The following is a 17,006-nucleotide window of genomic DNA, read 5'->3' on the forward strand; positions in this document are numbered from 1 at the left end:
TGTCGGTATGGTCTAGGTACAGCCACGTCATGTTCGATGCAAGGTTTGACGTGAACTACACACTAGATGGAGGAATGACAAAATGAAACTTTGTACAATCGGACTTGGATATATTGGATTACCTTCTTCTGCGATGTTCGCAGATCACGGCACAGAAGTAGTCGGTGTCGATATCGACCCGCGAATCGTTCAAATGTTGAATGCAGGAGATATCCATATTGAAGAACCAGGCTTAGAAGACGTCATCAAACGAGTCGTCGCGAACGGTACGTTCCGTGCGACATTAACGCCGGAACAAGCTGATGTCTTTCTGGTTGCCGTTCCGACGCCGAACCTTGACGATACGTACAAATCATGTGACTTGAAATATGTCATTTCAGCAGTACGCAATCTGCTGCCACACTTAGAAAAAGGGAACGTCGTCATCGTCGAATCAACAATCGCACCACGGACGATGGATGACCATGTACGACCATTGATTGAAGAAGCGGGCTTTAAGATTGGCGAAGACGTGTTCGTCGTCCATTGTCCGGAACGGGTTTTACCGGGACAAATTCTTCATGAATTGATTCATAACAACCGGATTGTTGGGGGACTGACGGAAGCGTGTGCCAAGGCCGGGGCCGCTGTCTACCGGACTTTCGTCCAGGGAGAAATCGTCCAGACGGATGCGAAGACGGCAGAGATGTCAAAGTTGATGGAAAATACATTCCGTGACGTCAACATCGCCCTTGCGAACGAATTAACACAAGTGTGTCACCAACTTAAAATTAACGTCCTCGATGTCATTGAGATGGCAAACATGCACCCACGCGTTAACTTGCATCATCCGGGACCGGGTGTCGGAGGACATTGTCTTGCCGTCGATCCGTACTTCATCGTCGCGAAGGCGCCGTCGCTTGCACGAATCATCCATACGGCGCGTGATACGAATGTCAACATGCCCCGTTTCGTTGCGGATCAAGCAGAACGCCTCGTCGCCAACCGTGTCCGTCCGAAAATTGCTGTCTTCGGTGTCACGTATAAAGGAAACGTTGATGATATGCGGGAAAGTCCGGCAGTCGAAGTCATCGAACAATTACTAGATCGTGGACTCGATGTCGCAGTCTGTGATCCGCACGTCGAACGCTCGATTTCGTCACGGTTTACATTAGTCGACGAGATTGAAGCAATCCAAGGAGCCGATCTTGCCCTGGTCCTTGTCGATCACGATGAATTCAAGGCATTTGATTCACGTCGTCTGAAAAACCAAATGCGGACACCGGTCTTATTCGATACGAAAGGCGTCGTCGGAGAGCTTGAAGATATCATGGTCCTTAACTTCGGTAACTTGCATACACATAACACGATGAAAGTAGACGCTGAAGCGATATGAAGAGCGTCCGTACCGTCCTCAATGAGTTGAAAGATCATCTTTACCTGATCGTACGCCTTTCACTCTATGAGACAAAAAGCCAATACAGCATGCAATACCTCGGGTGGTTTTGGGAAATCATGACGCCGCTGTTGCAAATCGGTGTCTACTGGGTCGTCTTCGGTTTTGGCATTCGAGGTGGACACCCGGTTGACGGGATTCCGTTTGTATTATGGTTAGTCAGTGGATTAATTGCCTGGTTCTTTATCGGAAGTACGATTCCGAGTGGGTCCCGTTCCATCTATGGACGGGTCGCGCTCGTCTCGAAGATGCATTTCCCGTTGAGTACGATTCCGGCCTATGTCATTTTGGCACAATTTTATCGGCACATTGCGATGGTCCTCCTGACAATCATTCTTGGAGCTGCCTTTAGTTATTTTCCGGGATGGCATACGTTCGAACTGTTGTACATCATACCGGCAGGAATCATTTTCTTATATGCGGTCTCGCTCCTGTTGTCGGCGCTCGCGACGATGGTCCGGGATGTCCAAAACATGGTCACATCAGGCATGCGGATGTTGATGTATTTGACGCCAATCATGTGGGTCCCACCCGATCATTCCATCTTTAAGACGTTGTTGATGATCAATCCACTCGTCTATTTGATCGAAGGGTATCGTTCAGCCTTAATCGGAACGGGGTATTTGATGGAGCATCTTTGGTACGGCTGTTATTTTTGGAGCATTACCGCAGTGATTTTAATGACAGGTGCAACCGTCCATATCCGATTCCGTCGTTATTTCATTGATTATGTGTAGGAGGAACGAAGATGAGTCATGTCGTGTTTGAAAATGTCTCGAAGCGATACGTCTTGTATTCGCGTCCGATTGATAAGTTAAAAGAGGTTTTATTTGGCAAGATGAGCGGAAAGCCGTTCTATGCCTTAAAGAATGTATCGTTTTCAGTCGAACAAGGTGAAATCGTTGGTGTCGTCGGCATCAACGGAAGCGGGAAATCGACGTTGTCACATCTCCTTGCGAACGTCACGCCTCCGACGTACGGGCAGGTGACGTTGCGTGGTAAGTCAGCCTTAATTGCCATCTCGAGCGGATTGAACAATCAGTTGACGGGGCGCGACAATATCGAGCTCAAGGGGCTGATGATGGGACTGAACAAAAAACAAATCCGAATGATCACTCCAGACATTTTAGAATTCGCCGACATCGGGGAATTCATCGACCAGCCGGTCAAAACGTATTCGAGCGGGATGCGGGCCCGCTTAGGGTTTGCGATTTCCATCAACATCAATCCAGATATCTTGATTATCGACGAAGCCTTATCGGTCGGCGATCAGACGTTTACGGAAAAATGCTTGGATAAGATGCGCGAGTTTCGTGATCAAGGGAAAACGATTTTCTTCATCAGTCATTCGCTCAGTCAGGTCAAAAGTTTTTGTTCAAAAGTCTTATGGCTCGAATACGGCGAAGTCCGGATGTTCGGACCAACCGCAGAGACGATGGCGGAGTACAACAAGTATCTCTACTGGCATAAACAGTTATCGAAAAAGCAAGTTGCCCATTACGTGGCAAAAAAACGGACAGGACGAAGTGATGAAATCGAACGGTCCGTCCGTGGCGAGACGATTGAATTGTCATCATGAATAAGGAATAGGGGATGGAATGGATGAAAAAAGTCATGCTTGTATTTGGAACGAGACCGGAAGCGATTAAAATGGCGCCCGTCGTCAAAGCACTTGAGGCGCGCGAAGGTGTCGAGCCGATCGTCGTCGTCACGGCGCAACATCGTGAGATGCTTGATCAAGTCTTGGAGTTGTTCCAGATTGTTCCCGATCACGATTTAGATTTGATGCGTCCACGGCAAACACTCGAAGAAATGACGGCACGGATTTTGAATGCGATGCGTCGTGTCCTCGAAAAGGAGCAACCCGATCTCGTGTTAGTCCATGGGGATACGACAACGACGTTCGCTGCTTCGCTCGCTGCTTTTTACCAACAAATTCCGGTCGGACATGTCGAGGCGGGATTACGGACCTACCAAAAATATGCACCATTCCCGGAAGAGATGAATCGTCAATTGACAGGTGTGCTGGCTGATTTTCATTTTGCACCGACAGATCAAGCAGCGGAAAATCTCCGACGCGAGCATAAACAGACACCGATCATCGTGACCGGGAACACCGTCATCGATGCGCTCAAGACAACCGTCTCGTCCGACTATACGCACCCAGTCTTAACGGACTTAGAGGCGAGCGGACGCAAGTTAATTTTACTGACCGTCCACCGGCGCGAAAATCACCTCCAGCTGTCGCACATCTTTGATGCCATCGAACGGTTGGCAGAGACGCATGCAGATATTGAAATCGTCTACCCCGTCCATCCGAACCCAATCGTGCTCGAAGCGGCGGAGCAATTGAAACACCATCCGCGCATTCACTTGATTGACCCACTCGATGTGTTTGATTTTCATAACTTAGCGGCCCGGGCAACGTTTATTTTGACAGACTCCGGCGGTATCCAAGAAGAAGCGCCATCGCTCGGTGTACCAGTACTTGTTCTGCGGGAGACGACAGAACGGCCGGAAGGTGTTGCAGCCGGGACATTAAAACTTGTCGGGACAAATCCGGAACGTATTTTTGAGATGAGTCATCGCTTATTGACGGATGAAGAAATGTATCAGGGGATGGCACAGGCCGCGAATCCTTACGGTGACGGTCATGCGGCGGAACGTATCGTTGACGCGATCATGAGCGAGGTCCCGGTATGAGAACAGCACGTACGTTTCATTTAGCAAGTTATCATTTTTTTCCGCAGGGAAGTCAAGAAAAGATTCTGTTAGAAGACGAAGCGGTTGGTGTGTTGTTCGATTTCCAGGCGGCGACGGATGCGGATAAATTGTATATCCAATTGTTTGATCAAGGTTTCCAGTATCCGCCGTCAAAGCTGTACCGCCAAGATGCCGCTTTCGGACAGGCGGACGTCATTCATGTGACGTGTCGTTTTGAAACCGATGTTCCTTGTCAAGTCCAACTCTTTAAGATGCAATACGGAAATAAAAAACGCATGGGGTCGGAGTCGGAGTTCGTCATGCTCGACGGGGCAACTGATCTTCAGATTCAACTGGAGCGGATCAAAGGGGCACAGTATTTTAAAATTGCCTTTAAATTTCTCGTAGCAGGTGACGTCCGGATCCAACTGACCGAGTTGAAGATCGCTGAACGTATTCAACTGAAACAGGAGGATCCTCACTATGCTGTTTAGTTCGACGATTTTCTTATTTGTCTTCTTACCGGTTGTTCTGCTTGTCTATCATCTAATGCCACGATTTTTTCGTAACGGCTGGCTCCTTGTAGCGAGCCTTTTCTTTTACGCTTGGGGAGAACCGAAGTTCGTTTTACTGATGCTCGCGAGTATCCTGATCAACTACTTGTTTGCCCTGATGGTCGATACGTACCGGCACCGTGTCGGCATCAAACCTGTCATGGCGAGTATGGTCATCACGAACCTCGCTTTACTCGGGTGGTTCAAGTACAGTGGCTTTTTCATGGCGTCTTTGAATCAAACGTTTCAGGTGGAACTGTTTGTTCCGGAAGTCGTGTTACCGATCGGGATTTCCTTCTTTACGTTTCAGGCGATGAGTTACGTCATCGATGTCTACCGGGAAGCGGGGAAAGTCCAAAAAAACCCGCTTGATTTAGCTTTGTATATCGCGTTATTTCCGCAATTGATTGCCGGGCCAATCGTCCGCTACGAGACGGTCGCAAATGAAATCAACGATCGGCAAGAGACCTTACCTGATTTCGCACTTGGTGTCCGCCGCTTTATTATCGGGTTGTCGAAAAAATTGATTTTAGCGAATGGCTGCGGGCAAGTGGCAGATGCCGTCTTCAAGATGAATGATTTGTCGATGGGTCTGGCATGGATCGGCATCATCGCCTATGCGCTACAAATTTACTTTGATTTTTCGGGATATAGCGACATGGCGATTGGACTCGGACTGATGTTCGGATTTCATTTTTTGGAAAACTTCAACTATCCCTACATCGCGAAGTCCGTCTCGGAGTTTTGGCGACGTTGGCATATCTCACTCGGCTCATGGTTCCGTGATTACGTCTATATCCCGCTTGGCGGCAATCGTGTCTCACCGCTCAAACAGTATCGAAATCTTGCAGTCGTCTGGATGCTGACGGGCCTCTGGCATGGTGCAAGTTGGACGTTCGTCGCCTGGGGTGCGTACTACGGGATATGGATTATGCTCGAGAAAGCATTTCTCGGGAAATTATTACGCCGTGTCCCCGTCATTTCGACGATTTGGACACTCATTCTTGTGTTAGTCGGCTGGGTCTTTTTCCGTGCAACGACATTTCCGGACGCACTCGAGTACTTGCGTGCGATGTTTATCCCGACAGAAGTGTGGGATGAACGTGCCAGTTACCAGCTCGTCCAAAATGGCGTCATCTTACTGCTTGCCGCGTTTGCTGCGACACCGCTACCAAAAATACTGGGTCAGTGGATCGTCGAACGGCTCGGGAAAGTCGGCCAGACGATTCAGTATGGCTATGCGATGTTGTTACTGTTTCTTGCGACATCTGCCCTCGTCGCGAGTACCTTCAATCCGTTCATTTATTTCCGTTTTTAAGTAAGGAGGAATCAGCATGGCACATGCGCCACTCAGACCAGACAAAGACCAGAGGCCACGAAAGAAGTACTCGTTCGAACGACGGATGATGGCGGCGACGGCAGTCAGTTTCATGGTCATCCTGACGATGGTTGGTCTTGGGACGGTCTTGAAACAGGACCGTGTCATGTCACAACTTGAAAATCGTTCGCTCGCAAAATTGACGCCACCAACGACAGCAACAGTCGTCAGTGGGGCATACATGGGAGAACTCGAAAAGTATTTTACCGATCAATTGTTGCTTCGTGGGACACTCGTCGAAACACAAGCCCGCTTGTCAAAAAACGTCTTACGCCAACCGTTTCGAAATGGCATTTATACGGCCCCGAATGACTACATGATTGAGTCGAGTCAGGCACAGGTGACACCGATTCCGGACGGTTTTAAGAAATTTGTTCAAGCCGTTGATCGACCTGTCTACATGGCACTAGCTCCTTCAAAGACGGTCGTCGCTGAGAAGAACGGGATTTTACCCGACTATGTCGCGTCGAACGCGACAGTCCGGTACAAAAAGATGGTAGAAGGGTTTGATCAGGCAGGGATGACGAACATTTCGCTCGACCAGTTGAAGCTGTCCGATTATTTTAAAACGGATCATCACTGGAACATTGACGGAGCTTATTTTGCCTATCAGCAAATCGTTCGTCAGTTGCAAGCGGACAAGGTATCGATTAAAGAAGTACCGGTCGCGTCAAACGCCCGGAAAGTATCCGGGCACGAATATTATGGATCACTTGCCCGGAAAACGACCCTCGCCTATGCAACGACCGGCGATACACTTGCCTATTACGATGGAAGCCAGTTCGACGGGATTGATGTGTGCTACGACAACACGTGCCAGCAACCGGTCATCGATGAAAGCTATATCAAGGAAGCAGGTGATTATGCCGACCGGTATGAAGTCTTTTTACGGGGCAACCATGGCATCATGTCGATGCGGTCGGACGTAAAGGGACCAAAACTGCTTGTCCTGAAGGATTCCTTTGCGAATCCTGTCCTGCCGTTTCTCGCCCGAAGTGCGAATCTCGAAGTCGTTGATATCCGGTATGTCAATGCAACATTTGATGTGTCAGAATTCGCAAAACAACAACAAGTCGACGGTGTACTCTTCTTGCATAACTCGAATATCACCGGTCTGATGAAGACGTATCAACAGAAACTGTGAGGAGGTTAATGATGGAATCACGGATGAAGAAAAAGCGACCGAATCCGTTCTTGCGAGTCGCGAGTGTGCTTTTGTTACTAGTCGTCTTGATTGCGAGTGCGACGACCGGATACGCATTTTTAAAGCTCCAACAAACTGCTGATGCATTGATTACTCCACTAAAAGGTGAGCAAAAATTACCACTTGAAGTCATGCAACCTGTCCATGTTTTGTTGATTGGTGTCGATGAACGGAAAAATGATCCGGGTCGGGCCGATGCAATCATGTTGTTATCGTTTAATCCGAAAACAAAACAAGCGAGTTCACTTTCGATTCCGCGCGATATGCAAGTCACGTTAGCAGATGGACAGACGACAAAAATTAATCATACGTATGCCTATGGCGGTGTCGAAGAGACGCTTCAGACGGTCGAAAAGACGTTTGACGTCGAGATTCCGTATTACGCTAAAATCAACATGGATGGACTGATTGAACTCGTTGACGCCGTTGATGGTGTGACGGTTGATAATCCGTCTGCCTTTAGTTGGAACGACCGTCGGCTTCAAAAAGAGTACAAGAAAGGACAGATTGAACTGGACGGTCTCGAAGCGAGTGGTTACGCCCGGATGCGGAAACAGGATCCGCTCGGGGATATGGGACGGCAAATCCGGCAACGGCAAGTTCTTGAGTCTGTCGGAATGAAACTTGCAGGTCCGAACATTTTAACGAAGCTCGAACAACTCAGTCAGGTCTTAGAGGATAATTTCAGTACGAACATTACGTTTTCTGAAGCGACCCAACTGGCACAAGAGAATCAAACCGGTTTCAAACACTTACAATCCTTGAAAATCGACGGCGAAGGGTATATCGCAAGTGACGGCATTTGGTATTTCTTCGCCTCGGATGCGTCGATGCGGGAAACGAAACAAGCACTCGAAGCATTGATGAAGGGATAACACAGACTGTGGAGTTGTCGTTTTCTTCACTTTGTAGACAAAGTGGCGAGAATTAAAAGCGTCTTCCGTCTTGAATCGCTTCCAAGGCGAAAAGCAACTTTACGCGACCCTGCAGCGAAGCGAAGCGGCGCGTAAGGTTGCCGCTTTGAAGACGAGTCGAGACAGGGAAGTGTGACAGAACAGCCTACCCATGCAGGCTTTTTAAGTTTCATAAGCATTTGATCGATATAGGATTGATTTTGGACTGACTTATGAGTCAGCCCTTTTTTGTTCTGGTCCGAAAGGCTTATTTTCTTTAGTTAACTAAAATTTACTTTGACAGTATGAGAATTCGTGTGGAAAATGGAAATGAAAACGATTACATACATTCAAGGAGGATGGAACATGAATCGATGGAAATCAGTCTGGGCAGTTGTGCTAACGTTTGCACTAATTTTCAGTTTACTTCCAGTGAACGGATTAGCGCTCGAAAAAGGCAAATCGACGCTCGTCATCATTCACTATAAAGAAGATAAAACGTCAGAAAAAGATTGGAATCTCTGGCTCTGGGCGAACGGACCGGATTACTTCCCGAACAAGGCGCACGTCTTTAACGGAGAAGATGCATACGGAAAGGTTGCCGCTTATGAATTCCCGGTCGACCAACCAGAAAAAATCGGCTTTATTGTCCGTGATGATAACTGGAACAAAGATTCCGGTTCTGAAAATGACCGATTCATCACAAAAGACATGATTAAAGATGGTGTCGCGGAAGTGTGGATTGCATCCGGAAGTAAAGACGTCTCACCGGTCAATCCGACAGACGGGGCGGACGTCGAATCAATCAAAACGAACGTCCATTATTATCGTTATGACAACGATTATGAAAAATATGGAGTTTGGGCATGGCCGAATGCGGCAGATGGACAACGGTTTGAATTTAATCAACAAGATGAGTTTGGTGCTGTCACAACCGTGTCGCTTGCGAACCCAACGAAACAACGACTCGTCGGGATCATTCCGCATATCGAAGGCTGGTCTGAAAAAGACGGGGCGGATCGTTTCTTCTATGCCGGAGCAAAAGACATCTGGTTAATTGAAGGGGATCAAACAATCTACTACGGAAAACCGGAAATTGACCGGACACCTAAGATTACGAGTTTCCTCGCAGATGACTTTAAGAAGCTGACGCTCAAAACGAACGCGCCCGTCTCAGCAGACGATATCGGACAATTTTCGTTCACGGGACTCGTCAATCCGGTCGTCACACAACTTGACGCGAAGACACTTGAAGTAACGGTTTCGTCCGACATCGATTTAGCAAAGATCGTGACTGTGACACATCCTGTCTTCGGTGAAGGCGTGCTTGAAGCAGGACAGGTCTTACGTTCTGATGCCTTTGATCAAAAGTATGCCTATGACGGTAAGTTAGGTGTGACGTATAAAAAATCAAAAACGACGTTCCGTTTGTGGGCACCAACCGCTCAAACGGTCGAGCTCGAGTTATACAAGTTACCAAAACAAGCAGCAGCAACAACAAAAGACATCACACAAGAAATCGAGATGAAACGTGGTGATCGTGGCGTCTTTACCGTCACTGTAAAAGGTGACCTCGACGGGACAGGCTACACATATGAAGTGAAACATGCAAAAGATACGACGCGTGCCGTCGATCCATATGCGACAGCTGTTGCTGTCAATGGGGATCAAGGTGTTGTCGTTGATTTAAAGGAGACGGATCCGAAACGCTGGACGAAATCAAAGATGCCGCTTAAACAAGCGACAGATGCCATCATCTATGAAACCCACGTCCGTGATTTGTCGATGTTTGATGTGACCGGTTCAAGATATGATTCAGGAATTAAGCAAAAAGGGAAGTACCTCGGAGTAGTTGAACGTGGAGCACGTTTAATGAAAGATGGCAAGAAAACGAAGACGAAAACAGGACTTGATCATCTCAAAGAACTTGGCATCACACATGTTCAGTTCATTCCAGTGTACGACTTCAATACGGCTTCCGTCGATGAGACGAATCCGCTAAAATCATACAACTGGGGATATGACCCGAAAAACTACAATGCACCAGAAGGTTCATATGCGACGAATCCATATGACCCGAAAGTCAGAATCACAGAGATGAAACAGATGATTCAAGGTCTTCATGACAATGGGCTACGTGCCGTCATGGATGTCGTCTACAACCATATGTTCGACGCCAAAGCATCGAACCTCGATAAAATCGTCCCGGGTTACTATTACCGTTACACAGCGGGTGGCGATTTAGCGAACGGGACGGGTGTCGGGAATGATACAGCGTCAGAACGCCAGATGATGCATAAGTTGATCGTCGACTCCGTCGGATACTGGGCAAAAGAGTACCACTGGGACGGTTTCCGGTTTGATTTGATGGGGATCCATGACGTCAAGACGATGAATGCCGTCAAAAAGACGACAACTAAAATCGATCCATCAATCCTTGTTTTTGGCGAAGGGTGGAGCTTGAACACACCACTTCCTGAAACAGAAAAAGCGAATCAGACAAATGCAAAACAAATGCCGGGCGTCGCCCACTTCAACGATAACTTGCGTGATGCGCTTAAAGGAAGTGTCTTTGAAGATACGGATGCAGGATTCATTAACGGGAAAACAGGTCTTGAAACACGCATTAAACGCGGAATCGTCGGTGAGATTGCGTATAACCAAGACATCACAGGATTTGCAGCAGAGCCGAATCAAACCATCACGTATGTGGAAGCACACGACAACCATACGTTATGGGATAAGTTGAACTTAACGAACCCGAACGATACGGATGCGACGAAAACGAAAATGCACCGCCTGGCGTCAAGCATCCTGTTGACGTCACAAGGGACGACGTTCATTCATGCCGGTCAAGATTTCATGCGGACAAAGGGCGGCGACCATAATTCGTATAAATCACCGGATTCCGTCAACCAACTCGACTGGAAACGGAAGATGGATCGTCAACAAGACGTCGATTATATGAAGGGCTTGATTGAAGTCCGGAAAGCAAATCCGGCACTTCACCTCGGATCAGCGAAAGACATCAGACGGTATTTGACGTTTGTCGATACGATGGAGCAAGTCGTCGCGTATCAACTTTCAGAAGATGCACCACATCAAAAAGCAGAGTTGTTCGTTGTCCATAACGCAAAACGCGCTGCGGTGAAGCTGACGCTTCCGAAAGGAAAGTGGAAGTTGATTGTCGATGGTAAAACAGCAGGGACGAAAACACTTCGAAACGTTTCAGGCAGCATCACGGTGGATCCACTCAGTTCATTTGTTCTAAAAAAATAACAAGATACAAAAAGGTCGTCCTACCATGAGTGATTCACGGTAGGGACGACCTTTTTTCATCAAGCGGAAAACTTACGCGTAGCGCTCGTCTTCGACTTCCTTATCTTTTAAGTTACCTTCTTCCGATTTCGCTACGATGACGGCACAAGCAGCGTCACCAGTGACGTTGACGGCAGTCCGCATCATGTCGAGTAGACGATCGACCCCGATGATTAAGGCGATTCCTTCGACGGGAAGGTTGACCGACTGGAGGACCATCGTCAGCATGACGAGGCCGACCCCAGGCACACCAGCTGTTCCGACAGACGCGAGAACGGCAGTCAAGACGACCGTCGCGAGTTGTCCTGGTGTTAAATCGACATTATAGACTTGCGCGATGAAAACGGTCGCGACCCCTTGCATGATTGCTGTTCCGTCCATGTTGATCGTCGCACCAAGCGGTTGAACGAAACTTGAGACAGACCGTGGTACTTTAAGTTCACGTTGCGCCGTTTGCATCGCGACCGGAAGTGTTGCGTTCGACGAAGATGTCGAGAAGGCGAACATCATGACGGGTGCAAACTTCTTGAAGAAGAAGATCGGATTCATTTTTCCGATCAAAGAGACGGCAGAACCATATGTGAATAATGAATGAACGATTAATGATAAGACGACGATCGACATATACGCGAACATTGCTTGTAATGATTTAAGACCTAATGAACCAACGGCTGAAGCGATCAAGGCGAAAGCTCCGAGCGGCGCCATTTTCATGACGAGTGTGATTAAGTACGTCATCAAGTCATTGCCTTGTTCGATGAACGAACGAAGCGTTGCTGCTTTCTTACCTAAGAAAGTAATTCCGAACCCGACGAACACACTGAAGACGATGATTTGGAGCATGTTACCTTCCGCCATCGCCGTGATCGGGTTTGTCGGGAACATCCCGACGATCGTATTGATGATACTTGTATCAGGAATCTCACCGGTTGCCTTTGAGAGTCCTTCCGTCGAGAAAGTACCACGTTCGCCCGGTTTGATTAATAAGGCAAGACCAAGTGCGATGATGATTGCAACTGCTGTCGTCGATAAGAAAAACCCGATGGCTTTTCCGCCGACACGACCCAATTCTTTTGGGTTCCCGAGACCCATGACACCGAGGGAAATTGAGAAGAAGACGATCGGTACAACAAGCATTTTAATCAGGTTCAAGAAAATCGTCCCGATTGGTTGTAAGGCATACATATTTAATTTTTCGTAAATCGTCTTGTCAGGTAGAGCGGCTAGGACAAGTCCTAAGGCGATACCGATGAGAAGACCCCAGATGACTCGTTTTGCTTCTTTCATAAATAATACCAACTCCTTTTTCAGATAACTGTTTATATTTTGACACATCATTCACTGTTTTGACAAAACATTTTAATGATTTTAAGAAAGCGCTTACAAAAAGTGCCGCGTTTTTTTAGGTAAAACAGATGAATCTGTTGTAAATAATGGGACGACATGAGACTATAGAAAGGAACAAAAAGGAACATATCAAGGATGTAATGAGAACATGTCAATCAACTATTGACCATTCTGTACATTCCTACTATAATGTTATATGACGTGTCTGACACGTTTCCTTTAGTCGGTAATATCGGAGGGAGGGAAAACTAGTGGAAACTCGTGTACGTAAAAATGAATCACTTGAAGACGCACTTCGTCGCTTCAAACGTGGTGTTTCAAAAGATGGTACGCTTGCTGAAGTTCGTAAACGTAAACACTACGAAAAGCCAAGTGTAAAACGTAAGCTTAAATCGGAGGCTGCGCGTAAGCGTAAGAAGTTCTAACGTTAGAGAGGGTGTATCCTCATGAGTCTTCAAGAGCGTTTGACAGCGGATATGAAGGAAGCCATGCGTTCGCGTGAGAAAGATCGTCTGACGACGATTCGGATGGTGAAGTCGTCCCTGCAAAATGAAGCGATTAAACTCGGTAAGCAAGAATTAACTGATGAGGAAGAGCTAACTATACTCTCACGTGAGATGAAACAGCGCAACGACTCCCTCCGAGAATTCGAAAGCGCTGATCGTCACGACCTCGTCGAGAAGATTCAAGCAGAGATTATCGTGCTCGAAGCTTATATGCCAAAACAACTTTCTCAAGAAGAAGTTCAGGAAATCGTTGATGCAGCTATTGCACAGACGGGTGCCTCTGCTCCTTCTGATATGGGGAAAGTAATGGGTGTCGTCATGCCGCAGCTTAAGGGCAAGGCGGACGGTGCTTTGATTAATCGACTTGTTAAACAACAATTAAATTGATCAATTTTGAAGGTATCCCTTGGGATACCTTTTTTATTTGTTTTTTTGACACATATTATCGGAATAATTAGAAATTAAAAGAGTTGTGAAACCTTTTAATGGGTGAAAGCGTATATAATAAGAGTAACAAAGAAATGTGTTTCAAAAGGGGAGAAGCGTCTGATTCTGATAAAAAGGGGTGAACGGAGTAATGTCTTTTAGCTTAGGGATGATTTTAGCGGTCTTCTTGGTCGGTGTCGTCATGTTGCTGATCGAAATATTCGTCACAGGATTCGGTATCTTTGGAGTTGTGGGTATCGGTGCTGTCCTCGCGAGCCTGATCATGGCGGGTGCGACGGTCGGTCAAGTCGGCCTTGCGATAGGTCTATCCGTATTTTTGTCGCTGGCGGCAGGATACTGGGCATACCGAAGAATCAAATCCAACCAGTCATTGTTATGGAGAGGTTTGATTTTGACGGATTCGACATCGTCGGAAAAAGGGTATTTGTCACATGAAGAGAAAGTTCAACTCAATGGCAAGGAAGGTATCAGTTTGACGCCTTTACGACCTGCTGGAACGATTGAAATCGATGGGAATCGGATCGATGCAGTGACTGAAGGGAATTTTATCGGCTCTGGTGAGCGAATTATCGTCAAAGAAGTGACACACGGACGCGTCGTCGTTCGAGTCCAAACTACGAAGGAGGAGTCAATCACATGACACCTGAACTGTTAACGGTCCTACTCATATCCGGAGGAGTCTTAATCTTCCTCGCAATTTTCTTTACGCTCGTTCCAATCCCACTGTGGATTAGTTCTTTGGCGGCCGGCGTCCGCGTCTCGATTTTCACACTCGTTGGAATGCGTTTACGTCGCGTCACACCATCTAAAATCGTCAATCCGTTAATTAAAGCCGTCAAAGCTGGCTTAAACTTGAATACGAACCAACTTGAAAGTCATTTTCTTGCCGGTGGTAACGTCGACCGTGTTGTCAATGCGTTGATTGCCGCGCATCGTGCAAACATCGAACTTAGTTTCGAACGTGCGGCCGCGATTGATTTGGCAGGACGAAACGTGCTTGAAGCAGTACAGATGTCAGTTAATCCAAAAGTCATCGAAACACCATTCATCGCAGGTGTTGCGATGAACGGGATTGAAGTAAAAGCAAAAGCAAGAATCACAGTCCGGGCTAACATTGACCGTCTTGTCGGTGGTGCGGGTGAAGAAACAGTCATCGCCCGTGTCGGCGAAGGTGTCATTTCGACAATCGGTTCGTGTCACGATCAAAAAGAAGTGCTTGAAAATCCGGAAATGATTTCACGAACGGTTCTTGCGAAAGGCCTTGATTCCGGTACGGCGTTCGAAATTCTATCAATCGATATCGCGGACATCGATATCGGGAAAAATATCGGTGCTGTTCTTCAAACGGATCAAGCGGAAGCGGATAAAAACATCGCCCAAGCGAAAGCGGAAGAGCGTCGTGCGATGGCGATTGCGAGCGAACAAGAAATGAAATCACGTGTCGAAGAAATGCGAGCGAAAGTTGTTGCAGCCGAAGCGGAAGTCCCGCTTGCGATTTCGGAAGCGCTTCGTGACGGAAACTTCAGCGTGATGGATTATGCGAATTACCTCAACGTGACAGCAGATACGAAGATGCGCCAGGCAATTGGTGGTCAGTCTTCGCCGAATGACTCACAATAAAGGATGATGTAGGATGGGAAGTTTAATCTGGGTCGGTTTAATGGTGGCATTTGGCGTCATTTCTGTCATTTCTAAAGCGGCAGATAAAAGTAAAGCTAACCAACCGACAAGGACGCCATCAAAAGAGTTTGGGGATTATGTGAAGAACATGGTGGGGCAGGCGGAAGCGATGACGAAGGATGATGCACCGCCGGCTGTAAAAAAGAAACAGCAACGTCCGCTGTTAGAAGATCGTCGAACGGACATGCAACGGCATACGGATCGTCAACTGGTTTCTAAAACGAGTACGAATATCGGACAGATTAAAGGTTCAATCGCCGAAGGAGCAATCGGGACGAAAGCGGTCAAGAAAACAGGGATGCAAACGACGCAAGAAGAAGCACGTCGTGCCATCATCTGGAGCGAAGTCCTTGGTCCACCCGTTTCAAAACGTAAAACGAAAACACCCCATTCATAAGAACAGGTCAGCTTCCTAATTTTAAGGGGAGCTGACCTTTTTAGGTGTTTCAACAAGATGGGTTTTTCTTTCCATCTATTATTAGGAAATGCTAAAGTAGAAGAGAATAGATTTGTGGCGATGACATACTGTTGTCCATCATTAGGAGGCCAATCATAACGTGATATTTAATGAAAGAATTCCATTCGCATTCTCGAATTCAGATCAGACGCAAGCATTCGTTGGACCGAATGATGCGGTGCTTAAAACAATGGAGGCAGAACTTGATGTTCAGCTCGTTCATCGAGGTGATGAATTGGTTGTTCAAGCAGAAATGGAGGACTCGATTAGACTGGCGACACAAGTCATCGGCGTTCTCACGCAGCTCGTGAATCGTGGGGCAGTTTTAACGGAGCGTGACGCAACAAGTGCAATTCAATTGGCACGACAAAATCGAGTCGATGAATTACTTGAATTATATGACACCGTCGTTCATACGAATCATAAAGGCAAACCATTACGTGCAAAAACACTAGGTCAAGCACGTTATGTACGCGGGATTGAGAAATACGATTTAACGTTCGGAATCGGACCTGCTGGGACAGGGAAAACGTATTTAGCTGTCGTCATGGCGGCGAAAGCCCTGAAAGAGGGGCATGTGAAACGGCTTGTCCTTACACGTCCTGCTGTTGAAGCTGGTGAAAGTCTAGGTTTCTTACCGGGGGACTTAAAAGAAAAAGTCGATCCTTACCTTCGCCCGTTATACGATGCGCTCCATGATGTGTTAGGTGTCGAACATACGGCGCGCTTATTAGAGCGCGGTGTGATTGAAATTGCTCCACTTGCCTACATGCGTGGACGAACGCTCGAACATGCCTTCGTCATCTTGGATGAAGCTCAAAATACGACAAAAGAACAAATGAAAATGTTTTTGACGCGACTCGGATTTCATTCGAAAATGATTGTTACAGGAGATTTGACGCAAGTCGACTTGCCTCGGGGAAAAGCCTCTGGATTGCAAGAAGCCTTGAATTTGTTAGGTGATGTTCGAGGCATTCATTTTGAACACTTCAGTTCTGCTGATGTCGTTCGTCATCCACTTGTCCGGAAAATCATTGATGCGTACAGCCAAGAAATCGGCTGAAACTCAACCATGAAAGTAAGG

At 47.2% G+C, this 17,006-nt stretch carries 16 protein-coding genes; 15 read left to right on the forward strand and 1 reads right to left on the reverse strand.

What is annotated here, in order from left to right:
- The first annotated feature begins 82 nt into the window (after positions 1 to 82).
- From KNP94_RS00790 to pulA, 9 genes are all read left to right on the forward strand, one after another.
- Entirely contained in the window at positions 83 to 1,375 is a 1,293-nt protein-coding gene (locus tag KNP94_RS00790) for a nucleotide sugar dehydrogenase (RefSeq protein ID WP_088836544.1), read from the forward strand.
- Complete coding sequence (locus KNP94_RS00795) at positions 1,372 to 2,172, forward strand: ABC transporter permease (protein ID WP_088836545.1); 801 nt, start codon at positions 1,372 to 1,374, stop codon at positions 2,170 to 2,172. The genes KNP94_RS00790 and KNP94_RS00795 overlap by 4 nt, the downstream gene beginning before the upstream one ends.
- 11 nt (positions 2,173 to 2,183) lie before the next feature.
- Positions 2,184 to 3,014 (forward strand): ABC transporter ATP-binding protein, encoded by an 831-nt coding sequence (locus KNP94_RS00800; RefSeq protein WP_088836546.1) that lies wholly within the window; start codon positions 2,184 to 2,186, stop codon positions 3,012 to 3,014.
- Positions 3,015 to 3,037: 23 nt separating this feature from the next.
- Positions 3,038 to 4,138 (forward strand): non-hydrolyzing UDP-N-acetylglucosamine 2-epimerase, encoded by a 1,101-nt coding sequence (gene wecB / locus KNP94_RS00805; protein ID WP_088836547.1) that lies wholly within the window; start codon positions 3,038 to 3,040, stop codon positions 4,136 to 4,138.
- Complete coding sequence (locus tag KNP94_RS00810; protein WP_214765436.1) at positions 4,135 to 4,632, forward strand: hypothetical protein; 498 nt, start codon at positions 4,135 to 4,137, stop codon at positions 4,630 to 4,632. The genes wecB and KNP94_RS00810 overlap by 4 nt, the downstream gene beginning before the upstream one ends.
- A complete protein-coding gene (locus tag KNP94_RS00815) occupies positions 4,622 to 6,010 on the forward strand; it encodes an MBOAT family O-acyltransferase (protein WP_214765434.1) in 1,389 nt (462 codons plus the stop codon). The genes KNP94_RS00810 and KNP94_RS00815 overlap by 11 nt, the downstream gene beginning before the upstream one ends.
- A 16-nt stretch (positions 6,011 to 6,026) precedes the next feature.
- Positions 6,027 to 7,214 carry a DHHW family protein gene (locus tag KNP94_RS00820; protein WP_214765432.1) on the forward strand — a complete coding sequence of 396 codons (1,188 nt, stop codon included), beginning with the start codon at positions 6,027 to 6,029 and terminating at the stop codon, positions 7,212 to 7,214.
- Positions 7,215 to 7,225: 11 nt separating this feature from the next.
- Entirely contained in the window at positions 7,226 to 8,149 is a 924-nt protein-coding gene (locus tag KNP94_RS00825; RefSeq protein ID WP_088836551.1) for an LCP family protein, read from the forward strand.
- 384 nt (positions 8,150 to 8,533) lie between these two features.
- Positions 8,534 to 11,446: a type I pullulanase gene (pulA, locus tag KNP94_RS00830; protein WP_215115091.1), complete on the forward strand. Its 2,913-nt coding sequence runs from the start codon at positions 8,534 to 8,536 to the stop codon at positions 11,444 to 11,446.
- Between the two features lie 72 nt (positions 11,447 to 11,518).
- On the opposite strand, the gene KNP94_RS00835 is transcribed toward pulA, so the two are convergent.
- Positions 11,519 to 12,772: a dicarboxylate/amino acid:cation symporter gene (locus KNP94_RS00835; protein ID WP_088836553.1), complete on the reverse strand. Its 1,254-nt coding sequence runs from the start codon at positions 12,770 to 12,772 to the stop codon at positions 11,519 to 11,521.
- 311 nt (positions 12,773 to 13,083) lie between these two features.
- Here KNP94_RS00835 and rpsU point away from each other — a divergent pair, with 311 nt between their 5' ends.
- The 6 genes from rpsU to KNP94_RS00865 all read left to right on the forward strand — a co-directional run bounded on the left by rpsU (position 13,084) and on the right by KNP94_RS00865 (position 16,985).
- On the forward strand, positions 13,084 to 13,257 hold the full coding sequence (rpsU, locus tag KNP94_RS00840) for a 30S ribosomal protein S21 (protein WP_012369719.1): 174 nt from the start codon (positions 13,084 to 13,086) through the stop codon (positions 13,255 to 13,257).
- 21 nt (positions 13,258 to 13,278) lie between these two features.
- Positions 13,279 to 13,725: a GatB/YqeY domain-containing protein gene (locus KNP94_RS00845; protein WP_029332932.1), complete on the forward strand. Its 447-nt coding sequence runs from the start codon at positions 13,279 to 13,281 to the stop codon at positions 13,723 to 13,725.
- A gap of 190 nt (positions 13,726 to 13,915) precedes the next feature.
- Positions 13,916 to 14,425, forward strand: coding sequence for an NfeD family protein (locus KNP94_RS00850; protein WP_034801219.1), 510 nt, complete (start codon positions 13,916 to 13,918; stop codon positions 14,423 to 14,425).
- Positions 14,422 to 15,405 (forward strand): flotillin-like protein FloA, encoded by a 984-nt coding sequence (gene floA / locus KNP94_RS00855; protein ID WP_029332934.1) that lies wholly within the window; start codon positions 14,422 to 14,424, stop codon positions 15,403 to 15,405. The genes KNP94_RS00850 and floA overlap by 4 nt, the downstream gene beginning before the upstream one ends.
- Positions 15,406 to 15,418: 13 nt before the next feature.
- A complete protein-coding gene (locus KNP94_RS00860; protein ID WP_088836554.1) occupies positions 15,419 to 15,862 on the forward strand; it encodes a hypothetical protein in 444 nt (147 codons plus the stop codon).
- A gap of 160 nt (positions 15,863 to 16,022) precedes the next feature.
- Positions 16,023 to 16,985 carry a PhoH family protein gene (locus KNP94_RS00865; protein WP_088836555.1) on the forward strand — a complete coding sequence of 321 codons (963 nt, stop codon included), beginning with the start codon at positions 16,023 to 16,025 and terminating at the stop codon, positions 16,983 to 16,985.
- Positions 16,986 to 17,006 lie beyond the last annotated feature (21 nt).

The sequence above is a fragment of the Exiguobacterium sp. s80 genome (assembly GCF_018618725.1).
In the GTDB taxonomy this organism is placed as follows: domain Bacteria; phylum Bacillota; class Bacilli; order Exiguobacteriales; family Exiguobacteriaceae; genus Exiguobacterium_A; species Exiguobacterium_A oxidotolerans.

Bases quoted from the DNA above. Each gene is read 5' to 3' on its own strand.
- KNP94_RS00790 (WP_088836544.1), top strand. From the start codon at position 83: ATGAAACTTTGTACAATCGGACTTGGATATATTGGATTACCTTCTTCT.
- KNP94_RS00795 (WP_088836545.1), top strand. From the start codon at position 1,372: ATGAAGAGCGTCCGTACCGTCCTCAATGAGTTGAAAGATCATCTTTAC.
- KNP94_RS00800 (WP_088836546.1), top strand. From the start codon at position 2,184: ATGAGTCATGTCGTGTTTGAAAATGTCTCGAAGCGATACGTCTTGTAT.
- wecB (WP_088836547.1), top strand. From the start codon at position 3,038: ATGAAAAAAGTCATGCTTGTATTTGGAACGAGACCGGAAGCGATTAAA.
- KNP94_RS00810 (WP_214765436.1), top strand. From the start codon at position 4,135: ATGAGAACAGCACGTACGTTTCATTTAGCAAGTTATCATTTTTTTCCG.
- KNP94_RS00815 (WP_214765434.1), top strand. From the start codon at position 4,622: ATGCTGTTTAGTTCGACGATTTTCTTATTTGTCTTCTTACCGGTTGTT.
- KNP94_RS00820 (WP_214765432.1), top strand. From the start codon at position 6,027: ATGGCACATGCGCCACTCAGACCAGACAAAGACCAGAGGCCACGAAAG.
- KNP94_RS00825 (WP_088836551.1), top strand. From the start codon at position 7,226: ATGGAATCACGGATGAAGAAAAAGCGACCGAATCCGTTCTTGCGAGTC.
- pulA (WP_215115091.1), top strand. From the start codon at position 8,534: ATGAATCGATGGAAATCAGTCTGGGCAGTTGTGCTAACGTTTGCACTA.
- KNP94_RS00835 (WP_088836553.1), bottom strand. From the start codon at position 12,772: ATGAAAGAAGCAAAACGAGTCATCTGGGGTCTTCTCATCGGTATCGCC.
- KNP94_RS00845 (WP_029332932.1), top strand. From the start codon at position 13,279: ATGAGTCTTCAAGAGCGTTTGACAGCGGATATGAAGGAAGCCATGCGT.
- KNP94_RS00850 (WP_034801219.1), top strand. From the start codon at position 13,916: ATGTCTTTTAGCTTAGGGATGATTTTAGCGGTCTTCTTGGTCGGTGTC.
- floA (WP_029332934.1), top strand. From the start codon at position 14,422: ATGACACCTGAACTGTTAACGGTCCTACTCATATCCGGAGGAGTCTTA.
- KNP94_RS00860 (WP_088836554.1), top strand. From the start codon at position 15,419: ATGGGAAGTTTAATCTGGGTCGGTTTAATGGTGGCATTTGGCGTCATT.